This window comes from Anabaena sp. FACHB-595 (assembly GCF_048568275.1).
Classification (GTDB): domain Bacteria; phylum Cyanobacteriota; class Cyanobacteriia; order Cyanobacteriales; family Nostocaceae; genus Trichormus.
This window is the reverse complement of the sequence record NZ_CP183474.1, coordinates 148258-164810: the sequence shown is the minus strand read 5'-3', so window position 1 is coordinate 164810 and position 16553 is coordinate 148258. Positions and strand designations below refer to the sequence as shown.

Here is a 16553-nt window from a genome sequence, read left to right as displayed (position 1 = left end):
GCTGATTCTATCTTGAACCTCACACGACTTGAAGTCGCGTGATTCCTGCTTCAACGATCTCTGCCTGAATTGCTCCAGGACTGACGAGTTCTCCACAGGCGTTTAGAGCCTCCGGGATACCCACGGCGGCTATTAATCTCAATCCCTCACCTAATATGTTCAACGCTGCGTTATTGTCTCTCAAATTGTAACCACTACAACCAGGACAAGCCCATTCACGTAACTTTAAATCTTTGACCAAAGGGTTGATAAAACCACAATGATTACAAGTCTGAGAGGAGGGATAAAACGTACCAACCTTCTGCACAATTCTGTCATGCCAAAAAGCTTTATATTCAAGCATGGCAACGAACTTAGACCAACTAGCGTCTGAAATACTCAATGATAATTTATGGTTTTTTACCATGTTGGCAACTCGCAAATCCTCAATACAGATAATACTGTTTTCTTTGATTAGACGAGTTGACAGCTTGTGCAGAAAGTCATCTCTGAGATTGGTAATTCTTTCGTAGCTACGAGCCAGCTTGATTTTCGCTTTGACTCGATTAGTACTGCCTTTTACACTGCGGGATAATTTTTTATGTGCTTTACGTAATTTACGAGTTTGAGTCCGGTAATATTTGGGATTATCTACGACTTCCCCATTACTAGTAACGAGATAAGACTTTATGCCTAAGTCTATGCCAATATTTTGACTAACTTGGGGATGTTTCTCAATCTCTGTATCACACAGAATACTAGCAACATATTTACCAGAAGAAGTCCGAGTTATGGTAACGTTTATAAGCTTTCCGGTAACTTCTTGGGACTTATGAAACTTCACCCACCCTAACTTCGGAAGCTTTAAACGATTCTCTATTACCTGGATGTTACCGTTTGTTAAATTCGTCTTGTAAGACTGCTTGCAACCATGCTTCTTTTTAAACTTGGGAAAGCCTACTCCTTTTTTGCCTTTGACCTTCTTTAAGTCAGCAAAAAAGTTTTTGTATGCTGTCTCTAAATTCTTGAGCGAATTCTGTAAGGCAAACTTATCTACTTCCTTCAACCATTCAATTTCTTTCTTGAGTAAAGTTAAACGTTGACTACAAGCGTTATAGTTTAATGTTTTCTGTTCGGACTGATATAGCTCTTGCTTTAATGCCAGAAAGTGGTTATACACAAACCTTGCACAACCAATACTCTTATTGATTAAGACCTCTTGATTGTGATTAGGAATGAGTGTAACTTTAAACGCTCTCTGCATTTTGGTTTTCTATGTACTTTTTGACTTGTGCTTCTGTATTATCTGAAACAGTACTTACAAAATAACTAGGATTCCAGAGATGACCTCCCCATAGCTTTTTCTTGAGTTGAGGAAACTTTAAAAACAATTTCCTAGCTGATATTCCCTTTAGCATTTTGACTATATTAGGGATGGTGTGCTGAGGCGTTGCAGACACTAAAACATGAACATGGTCTTCTACTACCTCAAGACTCTCAACCTTGAATTTGTAAAGAATTGCCGTCTCAACTAGAACTTCTTTCAGAAAGTCAGCTATTTCATCTTTCAGTACCTTATGCCTATACTTAACACACCATACGATATGATACTCAATTGCATAAACGTAACCTCTACCGTGCTTTACTTCCATAATTCATCTTACCATGTGCATGACCATAGTAAGACAAAATATGGAAATATGGAGCGCCTAACTCATGACTAGAAGTCACGAGTGTGCGGCTTGCAGAAATCAAAAAGCAAGCAGAATTGTCAGTAGATAGAGGTTTTTTAGTTGCTGTCAGTGGTATTGATGGTTCTGGCAAAGGTTATATTACTGAAAAATTAATAATTGCTCTCAATGAGCAAAGTGTTCATGCTGTTTCCATTAATTTAGATGCTTGGCATAAGCTCCCGACTGAGCGATTTAATTCTGAGAATCCAGCAACGCATTTTTACCATCATGCTTTTAACTTTGATGCTCTATTCCAGCAATTGATCCTGCCGTTAAAAAATCAGCGTATGATTAATTTAACGACGCTTTTAACAGGAATTACAGGTATACCGCAAACCTATTATTATCAATTTTTTAACGTGGATGTAATTGTTCTTGAAGGAAGATTTTTGCTAAAGAGATCGCTTCAACATTTCTATGATTTTCAGATTTGGATTGATGAAGGAATAGAGCCGTAGTTCGCAAATAGTCCCCCGCTAACCCTTGTGGGTATAGCGGTGGGATGATGTCAAAAATCAAAGCTGATTGCTATAGTTGGGATGCTGAATTAAACTTCTTCTTTGCTGCCAAATAAGACTTTAATTCGTTGTTCAATTTCTTCGGATGAAACATCCTCTTGATGAGTCGCAATCCACCAATAATTTCCGTTTGGGTCTTTCACAGCCGCATGGCGATCGCCCCAAAATTCATCATTTGGCTGCATCATTGAAATAGCACCCGCTTTGAGAGCATTGTCATAAGTTGTGTCCGTATTCTCCACATAGAGGTAAATGGAGCTTGGCATTGGCTTAAATTCACACCTTGCTTCACTCAACATTATTACTGAGTCGCCAATTTTGACTTCAGCATTCATGATGCTGCCTTCTGGATGTAAAGTACGACGAATTTCCTTGGCTGCAAAACCCTGTTTGAGAAACTCGATTAAGGTTGCTGCGCCTTCGACAAAAAGATACGGTGTAACAGTATGATAACCGGATGGAATAGGTTTAACTGCCATAATTGTTGCAGAGATAAGTTAGTACAAACGTATTATAGTTTAGGCTAACTACATTTTCTGCAATCTTAAAACTCTGTATCAATTACCCTAGACATCTCCGAAAAAGAAGCTGAAACCTTTATCTTATCTTGGTGAAAACCTAATTTCTGGGGATGTCTCCTATATATCAATTGAACAAATCCAAATCTGTCACAGCACCGATACTGCTAGAAGATACCAATTTGGCATATTTCGCCAACACGCCTTTAGTGTAACGTGGTACAGGAGGTTGCCAACTAGCACGACGACGAGCTAATTCATGATCAGATATGTTCAACTGCAAGAGACGTGCAGGTGCATCAATGGTAATACTATCGCCTTCTTCTACAAGAGCGATGCCTACGGCGGGCTACGCCTACGCACTACCCACTGCTGCTTCTGGAGCAACATGAAACCATGATATGTTCTCTAACTTTTGCCAGATTATGTGCGGCAATTCGAGGATTTTGATGATGGACATCATGATTAATTGTTGCTTGAATCACAGTCCGCCCAAAAATTCGCTCTCCCCATGTTGTAATAATACTGGGAAGTTTCATTTCAAATGTTCCGTATTCGCCTTTCTGATGATGAACAAGACGAAAAAACACTAAGTCACCTAGTCCATATACAATTCTGATAAATAACAAAAAAAATAAAAACTTTTTTCCACCTAATAAAGCTAATATTACTAAAAATAATAATTTAATTAGCAAATCAATCCCTAGTTGAGGACTAAATCCATTTATTTTCACCCAACGGAGAAAGCTTTGCTCTGGTGTAGTCAAAGAGTTTAATATGATAAGGAATAAATTTCCTCTAATATGGTAAGCATCTGGGTCAGATTCTGTTGCAGCATGGCGATGATGAGCTAGATGAATTTCATGAATCTGCTGATAGCTTAATGTAAAAATAGAGAGTGGAACAGGACTAATTCCTAAACATCTGATGATTCCATTTATCTGCTCGCTGCTTTTAGCATGAAGCAGTTCATGGACATTAATAATCCAACGAGGTAAAGTAACAGCAACAATTATAAATAAAATTAAACTAGAAATAAGTTCAGTTATAAATAAAGTGTAAGCTCCTACTATTATAAGAGCAGCTATAGCACATTCACGCAGATATTGGCTAGCATCATCATCATTAACCATATACTCATCTAGACATCTACCACTATTTTTGTACATGATATACGTATATAAAAATAAATTGCTTATTTGAATTTTACATTAAGCTTTTATAATTTAAAGCGGAGTATAAAATATTTATTTGTAATCAGATTTATCCTTTAATAAAACAAATCAAAAATTCATTTTCCACTTTTTAAGTTATAAGATATCGCCGCATTATCTGTTGTAAATCTACAGCCTACCCCAAGCGCATATACACGACCCCATCAGATATCGCCAGTACGATTTGCTGCCGTCGCGCCCACTCAAAGGGAGTGTCTTACTAATTCACAATTCGCAACGATGTTCCCGCCCCGCCCCGCTAACGCAATTAAAAAACCTAGATGCAGCAGCTTTTAGAGTTTACATCTGTATGAGATTTTTCGGGAAATGGTATCAAATTGGTAGTTTACGATATTCGGTTCTTTCGGATATTTTATGGAGAAAGCAAAAAGTAATGAAAATTAATGGATAAAATTTATAAAGATTGAAGCCTAAACTAGAGTAGATACAATACTTTACAGCTTTGAAGGTATGTTTAATTACCGAAAGTAAGATAATTATAGATCAAGCACAGGAATTGGCGGCGATAGTTATGAAATTTCCCGTAGAGCAAATCCTCAATCTACCAGAGACGAAAGTGTTAGATTGTCAAGAAGTGGAAGGAGCAGGAATAATTATCACAATCGAAAAAGCCGTCAACCATTGTAGCTGTCCAAATTGTGGAAATGTAACTCAAAGTATACACCAAGACCATTGGCGAATGATTCACGATTTACCGTGGAGTGAAAAACCAGTTCTGTTAAAAATAAATCGTCGTCAATTTAAATGCCATAAGTGTAAAAAAGTGTTTAGTGAGAAACTAGAGTTTGTAGAAAAGAGCAAAGGATATACAAAAAGATTAGCAGCTAACATAGTAGAGCAAGTATTGAATAGCAACATTCATAGCGTGGCTAAAAGAAACGACCTCAGTGATGAGGAAGTAGAATCGATGTTAAAAAGGCAAGTAACCCAAATACAGAAGATAAATTTAAGAGGATTAAAAAGGTTAGGAATAGATGAAATAGCCTTAGTGAAAGGGCAAGGAAATTATCTGGCAGTAATAGTAGATTTAGATACTCGTAAACCAATTGAGATAGTGAAGACAAGAAGGATAGAAGAAATCGGTGAAGTCATGAAAGGATGGGGATTAAAGGTACTTGAGCAAATCCAAGAAGTGAGTATAGACCTGTGGTCTCCTTATAAAAGTCTAGTCGAAGAATTAATGCCCAATGCAAATATAACTGCTGATAGGTTTCATGTGATGAAACAGGTAAATGATGAATTAGATACAATACGTAAATCCGAGAAAAAAGCAGCAATGTCTTTAGAAGATAAATCAGAAAAAGAACGAATATTAGCGGGATTAAATAAAAGTAAATATAGCTTGATTAAAAATGAAGACTCGTTAAACGAAGAGCAAAAAATCAGACTGAAAGCTGTCCAAGAAGTATCACCAACTCTAGCAAAGATGCACTCCTTGAAAGAAAAATTTAGACAAATCTTTGAATCTCACACATATTGGGGAGATAGCATCATTCAATTATTGGATTGGATGTATGATGCCATGCTACTTTTTCCCAAATCTATCGGAACAATGATTAGATGGTTTGGGGAAATAGTTGGTTATTTTGATGGTAGAACTACCAGTGGTACTGTAGAAGGTATTAATAATAAACTTAAGCTGATTAAACGTCTTGGATATGGTTTCCGTAACTTCAACAATTTCCGTTTACGCAGTTTATTAAACTGGCACTTTAGTATTAATTCTCCATAAAACAGGCGCAAGAACCCGATATTCTTGCTCTTGTCTCACTAAAGAGTATGCTATCAGTATTAAAGATCCTGTGGAATCATCATTCTCTGAGGATTCCAATTTTTAACAACGAAGCTACCTTTCAGATTTTGCAACAAGATTAAATCCTTGGCTATTAACCGCAAAGATTGGTAACAATAGGAATAAGCACAACGTTTTCCTAAAAAACAGTTTTTCAATATGAGCAATACCAGTAATTTTCGTGAAGCTATCCGTGAGGCTAAATCTCACGCCCTCGTTGGCCCAAACGTAATTGCCAACGCCCTTCCCTACGTCGGTGGTGGATTGGTGCTAACCGCATTAGGAACCTACGGCGGTTTGGGAGTTATCCGTACTAACCCCGGAATATTCTTTCCTACCTTCATTGGTGCGGTGATTGTAGAGTTAATTTTGTTCTTTGTGGCCCAAAATGTGGCCCAAAAAGGTAACAAGGGTCTTGCACTACCCCTGCTGGCAACTTACAGTCTCTTGTCTGGGTATACTCTCAGTGGCTTGGTTTATGTCGCTTTGAGATCCCAAGGTGTTGGCATTCAAGGTATTGGTTTAGCTGCCCTTGGTTGTGGCGTTACCTTTATTGCTGCTCGTCAAATTGGTTCAAATCTTTCTGAACAAGATGGCATGGCTTTGACAAAAACCATCAATCTCGGCGTTATCGCCTTGCTGGTTGTATGCCTTGTCCAATTTGGGTTTGCCATGTTTGGTGTTTACACGCCAAATTGGTTAGAAATCGCCATCTCCGGTTTAGGAGTATTCCTGTTTGTTGGGGTTTCTGTTGTTGATTTCTACATCTTGCCCCGTACTTACAGCGATGACCAATATCTGCCTGCTGCTTTGTCGATGTACCTTACTTACATCAACTTGTTCGTCTTTATCTTGCGGTTGCTAATTGCCATCAATGGCCGCGATTAATTGTCTGTAGACGCTAACACAAGTAAAGTTTTATCAAGTAAAAACCGTGGTTGCTAAAAATTTAACCACGGTTTTTTTATCTTAACCGCTACAAGACCCCAGGTTCCGCTATCGCTGCACCTGGGGTCGTGTAGCGGTTAAAAACGAAACACCCCTGGAACGAAATCGAGCGTAGCGAGATAAGTGCCAGGGATAGTTGAGTTTTTAATAGTAAATATGGTAGACTACTTGATAGTAATTCAGCTAACACATGATAATCTACGAAGCAAAAGCAAAAGCAACAAAAGAGCAGTTACTCAAAGTGAATGAAGCTTTGAGAACTGCTCTTTTTGTTAGAAACTCTTGCTTGCGCTATTGGATAGATGGTCATGCGAAGAACGGTTACGATTTGAATAAATATACGAAAGTTCTGTCAGATAATCCTGCGTTTCCTTGGGTATCAAAATTAAACTCATCGGCAAGGCAGGCGATGGCAGAACGTGCCTGGGCAGCAATTGCACGGTTTTTTGATAATTGCAAAAACAAGATTCCGGGCAAAAAGGGTTTTCCTCGTTTTCGTAAACTCCAAACCAGAGCATCTGTTGAATACAAGCAAAGTGGTTGGTCACTATCCGATTGCCGCAACTATATAACATTCACAGATAAGTTGGGAATTGGAACGATGAAATTGAGGGGAACCCGTGACTTAAATTACTATCAAGTAAAACAAATAAAGCGAGTCAGAATTGTGCGTCGTTCAGATGGAATATACATCCAATTCTGCATTGACCACGAACGAAAAGAGCAATTAGAACCCACTGGTAAATCTCTTGCTCTTGACCTTGGACTAACTCATTTCTACACAGATAGTGATGGCAACAAAGTTGAGAATCCCCGGTTTCTACGCAAATCCGAGAAAGCATTAAAAAAGGCACAACGTAGATTGTCTCATTGTGCCAAAGGATCTAAAAATCGTGCTAAAGCACGAAATAGATTGGGTAGAAAACACCTGAAGTTGCAACGCCAGCGTAAAGATTGGTGCGTTAAGAAAGCACTGAGCGTAATTAAGTCGGCAGACTTTGTGGCGTATGAGAATTTACAGGTGCGGAATATGCTGAAAAACCACAAACTAGCGAAAAGTATTTCTGATGCCAGTTGGAGTATTTTCACCCAGTGGCTGGAGTATTTCGGCAAGGTGTATGGACGAGTTGTTGTTGCTGTGTCACCCGCGTACACGAGTATCGATTGCTCGAATTGTGGGCATCAAGTCCACAAAACTCTCAGCACCAGAACACATATTTGCCCTAACTGCTCATACACTGCTTGCCGTGACTTAAATGCCAGTATTAATATCCTTAACAAAGGATTAGAACTATTTAAAAATACCGATGGACATTCGGGAATTCAGCACGCCTCTGGAGAGTTTGACCCCTGCTTGGAGAAGGCGACTTCTTTAGGTAAGTCATCTCGGCGAAAGAGGAAAGTCTCGCAGTGATGTGGGAATCCCCGCACAAAACGTAGTGGCGTGCTGGGAGGATGTCAATTGTTTAATAGTAGAATATGTAGATAAGTTAAGCCTCAAGTAAGCATGATTTCTCAAGCTACTTTCTGGGATAATTCTGCCAGTTTTTATCAAATACTTCAATAAATTGATTTCCTCAAAGCTACAAAGAAACAATATCAGTGATTATGCTTTGAATCCATATCATGAGTTAAAATCTCATTTTTTATTTCAAATCACAATTATGTATATCAACTGAAATACAAGTTTTTAAATTCTGTTCGCCTCTCTAATTGTGCAACCCACTGACTGATTTGGTCGCGTTTATCTTGAGATACACGGTCAATGGCTGCTTTAATAATTAATTTGTGATAAATTTCACGCAAAGAAGAAATCATGCTGATGTCTTGACAATCTGACAAATAATCCGCGACTAATGCTAGATTTTCTTCAGTTAACCAATCCTGAAGTTCATTAATCAGATTTTCATAATCAGCCTTCATCTTTTTAAACTTATTTTTTTCGTAATGGGATAATCTACTCCAAATAAGTTTTTTTATACTTTCAGGACGCTCAGACATAATTTTGGTGATGTCTGTCCATTCTTGAGCATTTCGTAGACGGTAGACTAAAGATTCTATACTTAATTCAAATGTTTGTTCTGGACACTCAAGTAGCTCAATAGCATAATTTAGCTCACTAAGAGTTAGTTCTTGGCAATTTAAAAACCAATCTCTAACCGTAAAACCATAAAATACTAATTTCTTTTCTTGATTTCTAAACTTGCGCTTTTTAGCTTCAATAATTGGCGTGAGTAAAGATGGACGGACTTCGGGTGGTACTTCTTTAAACTGAATATCAGATTCAGAAATAATCATCGGCACGCCAGAATTTTCTATAGTAGAAGATTCTTCTAATACCCATCTAAAAGATTTGCCACAATTGGGGCAATCTACCTCATATTGAATGACAAATTCGGCTTTTTCATAACTAAAGCAATCTTTGGTGCGAATCAGACTAGGCATTGGTTTGAAAACATGGTGGCAATGAGGGCAACACCTGCTTCCTTGAGTATCTGGGTCGCAAGAAACTGGCTCAAGGCTCCATTTTCTATTGTCGCAGGGACGACCTAGCCGAAACCAGTTATCAGTCATGTCTAAGATAGTGGCATAATCTTTTCCCGGTGCAGGACGTAATACTCTACCAATCATCTGTAACCAGAGAGTAACGCTACTGGTTGGCCTAGCAATGACGGCAGCACTAGAGTCGGGGCAATCAAAACCCTCAGTTAAAATTGCACAATTGCTGATAACTTGTGTTTGTCCACTACGAAATCGGTTTAAAATGGCTTGACGCTCATTATGGGGCGTTTCACCATCAAGATGTTCGCAGGTGATGCCATCAGCGCAAAATGCTGCGGCAATTTGTTTGGAGTGCATAACGTTAACAGCAAAAATTACTGTCTTCTTACCAGCACAAAAATTCTGCCACTGTTTTAACACCTCAGATGGTTTGTAGTCAGAAGCAACTTCTTCTAATTCTTTTCTAGTAAAGTCGCGTTTTTGAGGAACTTTATGTCGAGAATATTTAAAACCAGCGATTAACTTATAGTCTGTTAAATACCCCAAAGTGATTAATTCTTTGGTAGACACAGAGCAAATTAGGTGATCAAAAATATCTCGCAATCCATATCCGTCTTCTCTTCTTGGTGTGGCTGTCAACCCTAAAACTAGTGCATGGGGGTAAGCGTCTAGTAATTTACGGTAACTGTTAGCACTAGAATGATGAGCTTCATCAATAATGACTAGTTGTGCAGATGGATAAGTTTGACGACGAGCAAGAGTTTGGATACTTGCTATCTGAAGGGGCGAGTCAGTAGATTTGTAACCAGCCTTGATGATTCCTGGCTGCAATTTGGTCACGGCTGTCAGTTTTTCTGCTGCTTGGAGAATTAACTCTTCTCTGTGAGCAACTACTAATACACCTTCACCTTGGGCTGTCATCTTAGATGCGATCTCCGCAAAAATGACTGTCTTGCCACCACCTGTACTAAGTTGTAATAATACCTTTCTAATTCCACTAGACCACGCAGCAAAAGTTTTTGAAATTAAATCTTGTTGGTAATCACGCAGGTTGAACATGAAGAGTAATTGTTGCTCCTTGTTCTAGAAAAAATTAGAGTCTTTTGAGTGATTTTGTGTTGAGGACTGCTTTCAATATATTTTAACAATTTAACAAATTTCGCGTAATTTCCTTCCTCGGAGAAGTAGCCAGGGGTAGTTCATCTGAGCCTCGGCGCGTTCGCCTCTGACGTTGCCGCATACATCGCCCCAAATCCAAAACTTACCCCAACCACAGCATCCAATCGGGAGCCTGTGCCACCAACTGCTCAAACAACTGCGGCTCATTCTCTTTTATTCCCTATCAACCCGTAACGAAAGGGTCGGCTAAAATAATTAGAGTAGTCATGCTTGAAAGCCAATGAATATCAATATTGATATACCTGATGAAGTACGCGTTTATGTGGAGGCACAAGTGGTGACAGGTGCTTATAACAGTATTGGCGAATACTTCCTAGCTTTAGTTAAACAAGACCAAAAACACAAAGCGCAAGCGAATTTAGAAGCACTTTTGAAAGAAGGCATTGATTCTCCAGGTCAGGAAGTAACACCCGAATACTGGCAGAATTTGCGTTGCACCATTTTAGGAGAGAACAGCTTAAGTGATTCAGGTGAGTGATGAACTATCGGTTGATCATCAAAGACCGGGCAACCGAAGATTTGCGGCACCTAGCCAACTACATATTAGTCAATGGGAATGCAGATGTGGCTGTTAAATTTTTAAATGCTGCCGAAACGACATTTGCTCAGTTGCAAAAGAATCCTGGAATGGGGAAGGTAACGCAGTTGGTGGTATCGAAATTAGGTGAAATCCGACAATGGCGTGTCAAGGATTTTCAGGATTATTTAGTTTTTTATCGTATTCAAAATACTACGATTGAAATTCTTCGGGTATTTCATGGAGCAAGGGATTTAGCAAATATACTTAGTGAATTGGATGAAGAGCTTTAAGCTAACCCAACCCTTCACCCCAACCAAAGCACCCAATCGGGAGCCTGTGCCACCAACTGCTCAAACAACTGCGGCTGTGTTTCATCAATCGCCATCATCACGCCCCAACGCTCGTCACTTGTAAGGGTACTGAGGAACTCTCTGACCGAATCCACCCCATGCTCTACCCGTGGCATCGCAAGCGTAGCGTAAGATTTGACCTGCCCCCACCATGAATCAGTGAGGTTGTCTTGCCCGTCCATACCCTGATTACTGGGGAGTGGTGTTGTGTCAGCAACTTGAGTTTGTATATCTATATTATTAGTGACTGACAGTTAGTAGATTTATGGACAAATATCCTAAATCGCTACTTTACCCGGAGTAATCCGAGAAGGGCAAACTGCAATACCCGCTATCCCTAAGCTAAAAGCCGCAGGGACTACCTTTCTTGTTATATTCAGACTAGCGTTAATATCTGCATGGATAAATCTTCCATTAGCAGATTGGTACCAAGCCCTTTTGATTCTCTTGCCACTAAAACTATGTTTCACGCCTTCTTGATAAACTGGGATTGGATCTAAGTCCAAGAATGATGAAGCCGATGTATAGCTTTCTTCGTTAATCAAAACGGTCATAGCAACTAATTCAGCTTTGTATTTTAACTGCTCAATAAACCGCGCATGAGGAATACTCACGAAGTTCTGATTAGTTGTTGTACCCAGATTAATTTCTTGTTTCCATTGGTCATTTTTACCAATCACCAATGTACCAATACCCGCACTAGCTAAGTGATTAATAATCCATCGGCTGGCATTGTGCAGATAATTATCAATCCGGTTGTTACGCTTGCAAGTTAATGCTTGAATCCGGCGTGATGTTTTAGCGTTACCCTTGAGTTGAGATTGCAGACGAGCTTTAGCTTTGTTATATTGTTGGTTGATAGCTTTTAGTGGTCGTCCGTTAACAAGAACTGGTTTGAATCCGGGCTTGTTTGAAGTTAACGCCGCTAAATTATCTAATCCGATATCAATACCAGCTACCCAATCAGGATTTAATTGTTGTGGCGTTGCGTCTTGCAAATACACCACTTCAACTACATACTGTCCGCACTGGGGAATTAGGCGCACTTGCTGAATGTTGCTGGCTTTTGTGGGAAATTGGATTTCAGTTTGAGATAATTTGATTACTCCTTGTTTTAGTAACGGTTTTGAAATTGCACCAAGTTCATAAATTACGATATTTCGCCCCTTTTCTTTATTTTTGTACTTGGGCAATTTCGGACAACCTTTGAACTTTGACGGGTTTTGCTTGTAAGCTTTGTGTGTCTCAAAAAATGATTTCCAATTCCGGTGCAACACCATCAATACTTGATTGCTTACCTTTCTTGGCAAAGCTGTGTATGATTCATGGTGTTTTACTAGATGGAATATGGCTGCATTATTGAGATACTTACCGTCAAAAATGAATGATTGCCGAACTAAATAGTTGACGTAGTTATACAGATTCTTAGAACGCCATGCTAAATCATCTATTTCTTTGTAAAATTGATGATTTGTTTTGACAATATGACGCTCTACTAATCTCATTCTTCTGCTCCATTGCGATGCAGTTCTGCTATGATTTTCTCCGTTTTACGCTTTGCTCTTCGCAATCCATAAATGCGTTGCACAAATGAGGTAATTACAGAAACTAAATCCTGCATTAGCTCATCTTTTCCGTTGTCAGCATCATTCACAATCTCTAGTCTTTTACCTGTGGCTGATAACAGAAGCTTAATATAATTCAAGCCGAATCTTGTTATTCTGTCTCTATGTTTGGCAACCAAAGTGTGTGATAAATATCTAAGTTTTATGAATGAGAGCTAAATCTTTAACAGTACCCATGTACTAATATTTTGAGTTAATCTAACCTGTAACGCAGATTTAAACAATCTAACTAAGGGCAAGTATTCTCATCAATTAGGGTATTAAAGCCAGAAAGCATTGTAAGGTAATGGTTTGAGAAATTATATTTTCTAATTAACCAAGCAATTAACCCTCATACAAATTGATAAACGTCTATCATTAGGCTGATGCAGAAAACCTCCGTTTAGGATTTTTTGGTCTTATCTTTTACCGCCTGTATGTGGACGAAAGGTAAGATTGATACGAGTGCCAACAACCTTATTTGTCTTCGGTAGTTGGTGCAGATGCGTAGATTGGCAACCAGGGTGCATCAAAAGTAGGCTGCCGTGTTCCAACCAGAAATCTGTCTGTGGGTCTGCCAGAGATTGGCTTAATCTGAAATTTGCGTACTGCACCAAGACTGATGGATGCAATGGCAGGGTCAACTCCCGTAACTTGGTTATACATTTGCAAGACCGATGCAGAAATACGTCCTGAGAGTTTTGCGATCGCCCATAGCGCTCTTGTAAAATCATTTTCAATTGTTGAGAATTCGTCCAGGAAAAAGTTTATGGCAGATATGTCCGGTCAAAACCCCTCGGAAATCCCAATGGCAACGGTTGATGAAGAACGAAAAGGCGCAACTTTTAGCGGTACGGTCATCCTTGGTATAGATCCTGATGCTGGGGAAGTCGTTTTCTTTAGAGACTTTTTAATTGAAAATTATAAAGGCGAACTTACCGCGAATCTTGCAACAGATGGTGATATAAGGAAAAGCATTGATTTAGGGGAACTCGATCATAAAAGCCCCAGTTTTAAGCTGCCAATTCCTCTGGGAACGGATACATTACCCTACAATACAGTCGTGTTGAGCGACAAAAAAAGCCAGAAAAAAATCCTCACGATCAATCTTTGACATCCTCCCGCCGCTAGAATCTAAAAAGATTTAGCGGCGGGTCATTGACGGATGTGATAGCATACCTTCAACAATTTTAGATACCATACCCAATCCATGAATCAAGTTCGACTCCCCAAAGTTAGCGTTGCCGTGATTGGTTTGGTAGTTGCAAGCGTATTTCATGCTACTCCTGTGCTGGGAGCAATTCTAACTAGACAAGAATTTTCAGGTAATTTTACCTTAGTTGATACTACTAGCCCATTCCTTACGAACTCTTTGCCATTCGAGAGCGAATATTCGGGATTCGTGGTTTACTCAAAGGACGGGACTTTGAGCGATTGGGAGCTGAACGTTAACAATCTAGACCTGAATTTGAATCCAGGATCTACTAATGGCGGTAACTTAACCCCAGATGTTGATTTTGAGCTTGATTCTAGGTCGAATTGGAATTTAGTGGTTGATTTTGGCATTGCTTTTGATGCTCCTAGATATACCTTAGAAAGAACTTCAAGCTCTGAAATTAGCTTGACGGGTGAAGTGGGACGGGCAGGAACATACATCTATCAAGATTCTGCTGCCAATATTACCCTGAGTTCTTCATCTACATCAGTACCAGAACCCAGTTCCCTACTAGGTCTATTATTTGGAGTTGGTGCAATTGCTGTCTCGAAAAAAGCTAGTCAGACGAAATCTGAAGCATGAATTACCTCTATCCGCTCTATCTTAATGGAGCAAGAGGACTCCCGTTACAGCGAAGCTTAACGGGATGATGAATTGCGACCAGTATAAAATTGAGCGCAGCGAATCATTATTTTGGTTGTTCTTGGTTCTCAAGGTAATTCTTTAATTGCTCAACTGTGACACCACCACAACTAGCCACAAAATACGCACCAGTCCAAAAGTAAGGCTTGTTGTAGAAGTATTTTTTAGCCAACGAGGGGAACTCTTTACGTATTAACCTGCTACTCACTGTTTTGATATTTCCAATCAATGTTGATAGCGGTTTATCTGGTTTGTAGTCAATTAATATGTGAACATGATCTGGTTCACCGTTAAACTCTAACAGTTCACAATCCCATTTTTTAAGGGTATCTGTGATTATTTCTTTCAACCTGTTTAGGATTTCTGCATTAATAGCTTTTCTGCGGTACTTCACAACTAAAACGATATGAGCGTTAAGTCTGTAAACAGACCTAAAACCATGATGGTACATATATTGACAAGAGTTAGCGGTAAGCAGTATATTACCACCGGCAGTTGTTCATGGAGGAAACCCCCAAGACCACACTGCCTCATAAGTTTCTCAAAAATATATTGATGTTAGACGTACTGAAGGTCAGAATTTATCCAAACAAAGAGCAAGAAATATCCTTAGCTAAAAGCTTTGGTTGTTCTCGCTTTGTTTGGAATTTCTACCTCAATAAAACCAATACTCAATATGAAGAAACTGGTAAAGGTATGACTTACTGCCAGATGGCTAAAGACCTTACCCAGTTGAAGAAACTGTCTGATTATGAATGGTTGCAAGAACCAACTGCTGCCGTTCTACAACAGTCACTCAAGAATTTGGAATCTGCGTTTAAAAACTTTTTCTCTAAACGTGCTGGATTTCCAAAATTCAAAAGCAAGCATTCTAAACAGTCCATCCGATTCCCTGAGAGTTGTTCGATTAAAGATAGTGGTTTAAAACTACCTAAGCTTGGGATTGTTAAAGTCAGTCTTTCAAAAAAAATTAATAGCAAAATCAAATCTGTAACTGTTTCCAAGACAAGTACAGGTAAATATTTTGCTGCACTCTTATTTGAAGCCAAAGATTTAACAAACAACAAGCAAGGCAAAATATCAGGAATTGATTTAGGACTAACCAGTTTAATAACTGTGTTTGATGGTGAAACTTGTTACAAGGTTGACCCAATCAAACCCACCAGAAAATATGCAAAACGACTGCGAATTAGACAAAAAGCTTTATCTCGTAAGGTCAAGGGGTCTAACAACAGACGAAAAGCAATTAAAGTAGTTGCGAAAGTTCACGAAAAAATATCAAACACTAGACAAGATTTTCTCCATAAACTCTCACGAAAGTTAGTTGATGATAACCAAATCATAGTAGCTGAGAACCTTTGCGTTAAAGGTCTAGCACGTACCAAATTAGCTAAGTCAATACATGATGCTGGTTTTGGTATGCTGCTTAATTTCATCAGCTACAAACTGGAAAGAGAAGGAGGTAAATTTGTTCAAGTTGACAGATTCTTTCCCAGTTCAAAACTTTGTTCATGCTGCGGTCATAAGAATAATTTGCTGAATTTAAGTATCCGTGAGTGGATTTGTCCAAGTTGCCAAACAACCCACGACAGAGATGAAAATGCTTCACGGAACTTGAGGACAGAAGGGATAAGAATACTAGAAACAAATACTGCGGGACACGCAGAAATTCAAGCTTGCGGAGAAACAGTAAGACTCGTTGGTACTTGTGCCAAAAAGCGTGTTTCTGAGAAGCAAGAATCTCCCGCTACACTGCTTTGCGGTTAGCGGCGAGAGTGTCAATTACTGTGCGGTTGCTTTTCACTATTTAACAAGTT

General features: G+C 39.1%; 19 protein-coding genes and 1 pseudogene. 9 read left to right on the top strand and 11 right to left on the bottom strand.

Going from position 1 to position 16553, the window contains the following annotated elements:
• Positions 1-19: 19 nt before the first annotated feature.
• Both tnpB and tnpA (ACN222_RS27630) read right to left on the bottom strand, forming a co-directional pair.
• On the bottom strand, positions 20-1243 hold the full coding sequence (tnpB, locus tag ACN222_RS27635; protein ID WP_010999798.1) for an IS200/IS605 family element RNA-guided endonuclease TnpB: 1224 nt from the start codon (positions 1241-1243) through the stop codon (positions 20-22).
• Positions 1227-1631 (bottom strand): IS200/IS605 family transposase, encoded by a 405-nt coding sequence (gene tnpA, locus ACN222_RS27630; RefSeq protein ID WP_096637282.1) that lies wholly within the window; start codon positions 1629-1631, stop codon positions 1227-1229. The genes tnpB and tnpA (ACN222_RS27630) overlap by 17 nt, the downstream gene beginning before the upstream one ends.
• A gap of 83 nt (positions 1632-1714) precedes the next feature.
• Here tnpA (ACN222_RS27630) and ACN222_RS27625 point away from each other — a divergent pair, with 83 nt between their 5' ends.
• Entirely contained in the window at positions 1715-2170 is a 456-nt protein-coding gene (locus ACN222_RS27625) for a hypothetical protein (protein WP_191036600.1), read from the top strand.
• Between the two features lie 89 nt (positions 2171-2259).
• Here the strand turns inward: ACN222_RS27625 and ACN222_RS27620 are convergent, their stop codons facing one another.
• The 3 genes and pseudogenes from ACN222_RS27620 to ACN222_RS27610 all read right to left on the bottom strand — a co-directional run bounded on the left by ACN222_RS27620 (position 2260) and on the right by ACN222_RS27610 (position 3917).
• On the bottom strand, positions 2260-2709 hold the full coding sequence (locus ACN222_RS27620; protein WP_010999720.1) for a VOC family protein: 450 nt from the start codon (positions 2707-2709) through the stop codon (positions 2260-2262).
• 166 nt (positions 2710-2875) lie between these two features.
• A pseudogene (locus ACN222_RS27615) lies at positions 2876-3094 on the bottom strand (dihydroxy-acid dehydratase); the annotation flags it as partial.
• A 16-nt stretch (positions 3095-3110) separates the two neighbouring features.
• Positions 3111-3917 carry a fatty acid desaturase gene (locus ACN222_RS27610; protein ID WP_010999719.1) on the bottom strand — a complete coding sequence of 269 codons (807 nt, stop codon included), beginning with the start codon at positions 3915-3917 and terminating at the stop codon, positions 3111-3113.
• Positions 3918-4494: 577 nt separating this feature from the next.
• Between ACN222_RS27610 and ACN222_RS27605 the strand changes: the two genes are divergently transcribed.
• The 3 genes from ACN222_RS27605 to ACN222_RS27595 all read left to right on the top strand — a co-directional run bounded on the left by ACN222_RS27605 (position 4495) and on the right by ACN222_RS27595 (position 8137).
• Complete coding sequence (locus tag ACN222_RS27605) at positions 4495-5715, top strand: ISL3 family transposase (protein WP_010999718.1); 1221 nt, start codon at positions 4495-4497, stop codon at positions 5713-5715.
• Positions 5716-5934: 219 nt separating this feature from the next.
• Positions 5935-6663, top strand: a complete 729-nt coding sequence (locus tag ACN222_RS27600; protein WP_096637288.1) for a Bax inhibitor-1 family protein — start codon at positions 5935-5937, stop codon at positions 6661-6663.
• Positions 6664-6913: 250 nt separating this feature from the next.
• The gene (locus tag ACN222_RS27595; RefSeq protein ID WP_010999715.1) at positions 6914-8137 is read left to right on the top strand and encodes an RNA-guided endonuclease InsQ/TnpB family protein; all 1224 of its coding nucleotides are present in this window, start codon (positions 6914-6916) and stop codon (positions 8135-8137) included.
• Positions 8138-8394: 257 nt separating this feature from the next.
• Here ACN222_RS27595 and ACN222_RS27590 read toward each other — a convergent pair whose 3' ends face one another.
• On the bottom strand, positions 8395-10284 hold the full coding sequence (locus tag ACN222_RS27590; protein ID WP_010999714.1) for a DEAD/DEAH box helicase: 1890 nt from the start codon (positions 10282-10284) through the stop codon (positions 8395-8397).
• Positions 10285-10624: 340 nt separating this feature from the next.
• Between ACN222_RS27590 and ACN222_RS27585 the strand changes: the two genes are divergently transcribed.
• Positions 10625-10882, top strand: a complete 258-nt coding sequence (locus ACN222_RS27585; RefSeq protein ID WP_010999713.1) for a ribbon-helix-helix domain-containing protein — start codon at positions 10625-10627, stop codon at positions 10880-10882.
• Complete coding sequence (locus ACN222_RS27580; protein WP_044523613.1) at positions 10882-11214, top strand: type II toxin-antitoxin system RelE/ParE family toxin; 333 nt, start codon at positions 10882-10884, stop codon at positions 11212-11214. Before ACN222_RS27585 ends, ACN222_RS27580 begins: the two co-directional genes overlap by 1 nt.
• A gap of 14 nt (positions 11215-11228) precedes the next feature.
• On the opposite strand, the gene ACN222_RS27575 is transcribed toward ACN222_RS27580, so the two are convergent.
• The 4 genes from ACN222_RS27575 to ACN222_RS27560 all read right to left on the bottom strand — a co-directional run bounded on the left by ACN222_RS27575 (position 11229) and on the right by ACN222_RS27560 (position 13612).
• The gene (locus ACN222_RS27575; protein WP_231865600.1) at positions 11229-11390 is read right to left on the bottom strand and encodes a hypothetical protein; all 162 of its coding nucleotides are present in this window, start codon (positions 11388-11390) and stop codon (positions 11229-11231) included.
• Positions 11391-11552: 162 nt separating this feature from the next.
• On the bottom strand, positions 11553-12779 hold the full coding sequence (locus tag ACN222_RS27570; protein ID WP_010999710.1) for an RNA-guided endonuclease InsQ/TnpB family protein: 1227 nt from the start codon (positions 12777-12779) through the stop codon (positions 11553-11555).
• On the bottom strand, positions 12776-12979 hold the full coding sequence (locus ACN222_RS27565) for a recombinase family protein (RefSeq protein WP_084789150.1): 204 nt from the start codon (positions 12977-12979) through the stop codon (positions 12776-12778). The genes ACN222_RS27570 and ACN222_RS27565 overlap by 4 nt, the downstream gene beginning before the upstream one ends.
• 318 nt (positions 12980-13297) lie before the next feature.
• Positions 13298-13612 (bottom strand): alpha-ketoglutarate-dependent dioxygenase AlkB, encoded by a 315-nt coding sequence (locus ACN222_RS27560; RefSeq protein ID WP_231865599.1) that lies wholly within the window; start codon positions 13610-13612, stop codon positions 13298-13300.
• Between the two features lie 35 nt (positions 13613-13647).
• Between ACN222_RS27560 and ACN222_RS27555 the strand changes: the two genes are divergently transcribed.
• Together ACN222_RS27555 and ACN222_RS27550 are read left to right on the top strand one after the other, a co-directional pair.
• Positions 13648-13992 (top strand): hypothetical protein, encoded by a 345-nt coding sequence (locus ACN222_RS27555; protein ID WP_044523611.1) that lies wholly within the window; start codon positions 13648-13650, stop codon positions 13990-13992.
• A 96-nt stretch (positions 13993-14088) separates the two neighbouring features.
• Positions 14089-14676 carry a PEP-CTERM sorting domain-containing protein gene (locus tag ACN222_RS27550; RefSeq protein WP_010999707.1) on the top strand — a complete coding sequence of 196 codons (588 nt, stop codon included), beginning with the start codon at positions 14089-14091 and terminating at the stop codon, positions 14674-14676.
• A 106-nt stretch (positions 14677-14782) separates the two neighbouring features.
• On the opposite strand, the gene tnpA (ACN222_RS27545) is transcribed toward ACN222_RS27550, so the two are convergent.
• Positions 14783-15187, bottom strand: a complete 405-nt coding sequence (gene tnpA, locus ACN222_RS27545) for an IS200/IS605 family transposase (protein WP_010999706.1) — start codon at positions 15185-15187, stop codon at positions 14783-14785.
• A 104-nt stretch (positions 15188-15291) separates the two neighbouring features.
• Here tnpA (ACN222_RS27545) and ACN222_RS27540 point away from each other — a divergent pair, with 104 nt between their 5' ends.
• Entirely contained in the window at positions 15292-16503 is a 1212-nt protein-coding gene (locus ACN222_RS27540) for an RNA-guided endonuclease InsQ/TnpB family protein (RefSeq protein WP_044523722.1), read from the top strand.
• Positions 16504-16553 lie beyond the last annotated feature (50 nt).

What these genes read in the sequence shown, in the direction of transcription:
- tnpB (WP_010999798.1), bottom strand. Translation starts at nt 1,243, where the DNA reads ATGCAGAGAGCGTTTAAAGTTACACTCATTCCTAATCACAATCAAGAG.
- tnpA (WP_096637282.1), bottom strand. Translation starts at nt 1,631, where the DNA reads ATGGAAGTAAAGCACGGTAGAGGTTACGTTTATGCAATTGAGTATCAT.
- ACN222_RS27620 (WP_010999720.1), bottom strand. Translation starts at nt 2,709, where the DNA reads ATGGCAGTTAAACCTATTCCATCCGGTTATCATACTGTTACACCGTAT.
- ACN222_RS27610 (WP_010999719.1), bottom strand. Translation starts at nt 3,917, where the DNA reads ATGTACAAAAATAGTGGTAGATGTCTAGATGAGTATATGGTTAATGAT.
- ACN222_RS27605 (WP_010999718.1), top strand. Translation starts at nt 4,495, where the DNA reads ATGAAATTTCCCGTAGAGCAAATCCTCAATCTACCAGAGACGAAAGTG.
- ACN222_RS27600 (WP_096637288.1), top strand. Translation starts at nt 5,935, where the DNA reads ATGAGCAATACCAGTAATTTTCGTGAAGCTATCCGTGAGGCTAAATCT.
- ACN222_RS27595 (WP_010999715.1), top strand. Translation starts at nt 6,914, where the DNA reads ATGATAATCTACGAAGCAAAAGCAAAAGCAACAAAAGAGCAGTTACTC.
- ACN222_RS27590 (WP_010999714.1), bottom strand. Translation starts at nt 10,284, where the DNA reads ATGTTCAACCTGCGTGATTACCAACAAGATTTAATTTCAAAAACTTTT.
- ACN222_RS27585 (WP_010999713.1), top strand. Translation starts at nt 10,625, where the DNA reads ATGAATATCAATATTGATATACCTGATGAAGTACGCGTTTATGTGGAG.
- ACN222_RS27580 (WP_044523613.1), top strand. Translation starts at nt 10,882, where the DNA reads ATGAACTATCGGTTGATCATCAAAGACCGGGCAACCGAAGATTTGCGG.
- ACN222_RS27575 (WP_231865600.1), bottom strand. Translation starts at nt 11,390, where the DNA reads ATGCCACGGGTAGAGCATGGGGTGGATTCGGTCAGAGAGTTCCTCAGT.
- ACN222_RS27570 (WP_010999710.1), bottom strand. Translation starts at nt 12,779, where the DNA reads ATGAGATTAGTAGAGCGTCATATTGTCAAAACAAATCATCAATTTTAC.
- ACN222_RS27560 (WP_231865599.1), bottom strand. Translation starts at nt 13,612, where the DNA reads ATGATTTTACAAGAGCGCTATGGGCGATCGCAAAACTCTCAGGACGTA.
- ACN222_RS27555 (WP_044523611.1), top strand. Translation starts at nt 13,648, where the DNA reads ATGGCAGATATGTCCGGTCAAAACCCCTCGGAAATCCCAATGGCAACG.
- ACN222_RS27550 (WP_010999707.1), top strand. Translation starts at nt 14,089, where the DNA reads ATGAATCAAGTTCGACTCCCCAAAGTTAGCGTTGCCGTGATTGGTTTG.
- tnpA (WP_010999706.1), bottom strand. Translation starts at nt 15,187, where the DNA reads ATGTACCATCATGGTTTTAGGTCTGTTTACAGACTTAACGCTCATATC.
- ACN222_RS27540 (WP_044523722.1), top strand. Translation starts at nt 15,292, where the DNA reads ATGTTAGACGTACTGAAGGTCAGAATTTATCCAAACAAAGAGCAAGAA.